Source organism: Bacteroides sp., from assembly GCF_019417265.1.
In the GTDB taxonomy this organism is placed as follows: domain Bacteria; phylum Bacteroidota; class Bacteroidia; order Bacteroidales; family Bacteroidaceae; genus Phocaeicola.
This window is the reverse complement of sequence record NZ_DXVR01000148.1, coordinates 1-4,330: the sequence shown is the minus strand read 5'-3', so window position 1 is coordinate 4,330 and position 4,330 is coordinate 1. Positions and strand designations below refer to the sequence as shown.

The following is a 4,330-nucleotide window of genomic DNA, read 5'->3' as shown; positions in this document are numbered from 1 at the left end:
TAAAATCTAATACTATGAAAAACACAGTACAAAGGTACGGACTTTTCGGTAATCTACAAGTATTTCAGTGAAAAAACCATGTTTTATAACATAGTTTAATAAATAAAGAAAATGCTCCATGTTTGTTAACAACACGGAGCATTTATGTTAATTGTTAAAAGCATTATTTTCTATTGAATTCTTCCATCTCTTTTGTGGCTACTGCAAGAGCTTCATTGATATTGCTGCAAATGTTCTCTTTGCCAAGAAGTTCATAGAATCCTGATTTCTCAAGCGTCTTATGTACATGTTCGTTTACACCTGACAGAATGATATGTATATTCTCCTTCTGTGACATTTGGCAGAGTGTAGTAAGGTTATGGATACCTGTAGAATCAATGAAAGGAACCTTACGCATACGGATGATACGAATCTTCGGTCTGTCACCCAACTGTGCCATCATATCCTCAAATTTGGTAGCTATACCGAAGAAATAAGGACCGTTAATCTCGTACACCTCTACTCCTTCAGGGATGATAAGATGCTCTTCGTGCACCTCCATATCAGATTCGTTGTTAGGGTCAAGTTCATTCTTGATAACAGAAATCTGAGTTGTTTCCATCACACGTTTCATAAACAGTACGCAGGCTATAACCAATCCCACCTCGATGGCAACTGTCAAATCGAATATCACTGTAAGGAAGAATGTAATGAGCAGGACTGTAACGTCTGATTTAGGGTTCTTAAGCAATCCCATAAACACTCTCCATCCACTCATATTATATGATACTATCACCAATACTCCGGCAAGACAAGCCATAGGAATATACTGTGCAAGCGGCATAAGGAACAGAAGTATCAGAAGAAGAACTACTGCATGCACAATACCTGATACCGGAGATTTTCCTCCGTTATTGATATTGGTCATCGTACGAGCTATGGCACCTGTAGCAGGAATACCGCCGAAAATAGGAGATACCACATTGGCAACACCCTGGGCTATAAGCTCTGTATTAGAATCGTGTCTGTCGCCAATCACACCATCGGCCACAGCTGCTGAAAGAAGTGACTCAATGGCTCCAAGTACTGCAATGGTTATAGCTACAGGGAAAAGACTCTGTATAGCCTCCCAGTTTATAGACGGAACTGCAACCGAAGGAAGCTCGGCCTTGATGCTGAAACGGTCGCCTATAGTATCTATACAGGTAATTCCGGCATATTGTTTCAGGAAATATACACCGACTGTCACTAAAATAATAGCTACGAGGGAACCCGGAACCTTCTTCGAGAACTTAGGAGTTATGGCAATAATAAACACACTGACTACACTTACAATGGCATTCCACCAGTTCACAGTATCGAAATGTTTGAAATAAAGCATCCATTTTCCGATGAAATCACCCGGAACTTTCTCACCTCTGAAATCAAGACCGAAGATATCGGCTATCTGCGTAGTAAAGATTGTCACGGCAATACCACTCGTAAAACCTATAATAATAGGATAGGGGATAAACTTTATCACAGTACCCAACTTGAATACACCTAATAATATAAGCAAGACTCCGGCCATCATAGTGGCAACCATAAGTCCGCTCAATCCGTATTGCTGGATGATTCCATAGATGATAACAATAAAAGCACCTGTAGGACCGCCAATCTGCACCTTGCTGCCACCAAGGAACGAAATAATAAATCCGGCCACAATAGCCGTAATAATACCCTTCTCTGGTGTAACACCGGAAGCAATACCAAACGCAATAGCCAACGGCAAGGCTACAATACCCACGATTATACCTGCCATCAAATCAGTCATAAAGTCTGACTTACTGTAATTCTTTAGCGTAGAAAACAGTTTAGGATGAAATTCAACCCCTTTCATAAATCAATATTGTTTCTATTTATAAATATTTTTTTGCAAAATTACGTCTTTTCTGTCATATAACATACTTTTACAGCTATATAAATTATGATTTAGCAGTAAAAACTTAAAAGATTATAAATTAAAAATTGTAATGATTACAAATTTGAATAAATATATTATATTTGCAATATGAAAATAAAACAAGAAGTTAAACCCAACAAAATAACTACAATTATGGAAAAAAGCATCAAAGGAACAAGAACAGAAAAGAATTTGGCAATCTCATTCGCAGGTGAATCACAGGCAAGAATGCGTTATACTTACTTTGCAAGTGTAGCAAAGAAAGAAGGTTACGAACAGATTTCAGCAATCTTCACTGAAACAGCAGACCAGGAAAAGGAACACGCAAAACGTATGTTCAAATGGTTGGAAGGCGGAATGGTAGAAATCACAGCAAGCTATCCTGCAGGTGTAATCGGTACTACACTCGAAAACCTTAAGGCTGCTGCAGCAGGTGAGAATGAAGAATGGTCATTGGATTACCCACGTTTTGCCGACATCGCAGACGAAGAAGGTTTCCCTGCAATTGCAAAAATGTATCGCGAAATCGCTGTAGCTGAAAAGGGACACGAAGAAAGATACAGAGCTTTCGTTAAGAATATCGAAGAAGGCAAGGTATTCAAGAAAGATGTTGAGACTGTATGGCAGTGCCGTAACTGCGGTTATGTACACATAGGTACAGAGGCTCCTGAAATATGCCCTGCATGCCTTCACCCACAGGCTTACTTCGAAGTTAAGAAAAACAACTATTGATAACAGTTCCTTATAACATAGTAGATACACAGGTTGCCTTGGTAGAATGTACCTACATTTGCCACAGCAACCTGTTTTCTTTTTATAACACAATAAAAATACCTATTTTTAGGTATTGCAAATCAGGATGGAGTTTTCCATCTTTGTAGATGAATGTAAAACAAATAAACAATTCAGAATTATGAGAATAGAATCAATCAAAGGACGTGAAATTTTGGATTCACGAGGCAATCCGACAGTAGAAGTAGAAGTTCGTCTGGAATCAGGAATCATCGGTAGAGCATCTGTTCCTTCAGGAGCATCGACAGGTGAGAATGAGGCTCTCGAACTGCGCGACAATGATAAGAGCAGATACGGCGGAAAGGGAGTAATGAAAGCTGTATATAACGTGAACAATGTCATTGCACCTGCCCTGACAGGATGGTCTGTACTGCAGCAGAGAGCCATAGACAACAAAATGCTTGAACTGGACGGTACAAAGACAAAATCAAAACTCGGAGCAAATGCTATCCTCGGGGTATCGCTCGCAGTAGCAAAAGCAGCAGCAAACTATCTTGATATTCCTCTCTACCGATATATTGGTGGTGTGAACACATACACTCTGCCTGTGCCGATGATGAATATCATAAACGGTGGCTCGCACAGTGACGCACCTATAGCATTCCAGGAATTCATGATTCGCCCTGTAGGAGCAGAATCTTTCCGCGAAGGGCTGAGAATGGGAGCAGAAGTGTTCCATGCACTTAAAAAGGTACTACACGACAGAGGACTCAGCACTGCAGTAGGCGATGAAGGCGGTTTCGCACCTTCGCTCAATGGTACTGAAGATGCTCTCGAATCAATAATAGCTGCCATAAAGGCTGCCGGCTACGAACCGGGAAAAGACATTATGATAGGTATGGACTGCGCTTCGTCTGAATTCTACAAGAACGGAGTGTACGACTACACAATCTTCGAAGGAGAGAAAGGAAAGAAACGTACTTCCGACGAACAGATAGACTATCTTGAAGAGCTGATTAACAAATATCCTATCGACTCGATAGAAGACGGTATGAGCGAAAACGACTGGGAGGGATGGAAGAAACTTACAGAAAGAATCGGTGACAGATGCCAGTTGGTAGGTGACGACCTGTTCGTTACTAACGTGGAATTCCTCTCAAAAGGTATCGAAATGGGATGCGGAAACTCAATCCTTATAAAGGTTAATCAGATTGGTTCGCTGAGCGAAACACTCGATGCAATAGAAATGGCCCACAGACACGGATACACTTCTGTGACATCACACCGTTCGGGAGAAACTGAAGATGCTACTATAGCTGATATCGCTGTAGCAACAAACAGCGGACAAATTAAGACCGGTTCTTTGAGCCGCTCGGACAGAATGGCCAAATACAACCAGCTGCTCCGTATAGAAGAGGAGCTTGGCGATTTGGCAAAATACGGATACAAAAGAATTAAGTAATAAAGCCATAAATCAACGGTTATCACCTCAAAAATGCCGGATTTCGGTAAAAATTGAGGTGATAATCACTTTTTTTGAAAAAAAACGGATAAAGTATTGCAAATACGGAAAATTGTTGTACCTTTGCATCGCAATTGAGAAATACAACAACTCAATAGCCGAAATAATTGGTGCGTTAGTTCAGTTGGTTAGAATACATGCCTGTCACGCATGGG

The 4,330-nt window shown here is 40.6% G+C and carries 3 protein-coding genes; 2 read left to right on the top strand and 1 reads right to left on the bottom strand.

From position 1 onward, the window contains the following. Nucleotides 1-163 precede the first annotated feature (163 nt). Nucleotides 164-1,858, bottom strand: coding sequence for a SulP family inorganic anion transporter (gene sulP / locus QZ379_RS12190; protein ID WP_291565232.1), 1,695 nt, complete (start codon nt 1,856-1,858; stop codon nt 164-166). A gap of 216 nt (nt 1,859-2,074) precedes the next feature. Here sulP and rbr point away from each other — a divergent pair, with 216 nt between their 5' ends. Continuing rightward, nucleotides 2,075-2,653, top strand: a complete 579-nt coding sequence (gene rbr / locus QZ379_RS12185; RefSeq protein WP_291565230.1) for a rubrerythrin — start codon at nt 2,075-2,077, stop codon at nt 2,651-2,653. 181 nt (nt 2,654-2,834) lie between these two features. Continuing rightward, the gene (gene eno / locus QZ379_RS12180) at nt 2,835-4,115 is read left to right on the top strand and encodes a phosphopyruvate hydratase (RefSeq protein WP_291565227.1); all 1,281 of its coding nucleotides are present in this window, start codon (nt 2,835-2,837) and stop codon (nt 4,113-4,115) included. The last annotated feature ends 215 nt before the right edge of the window (nt 4,116-4,330 follow it).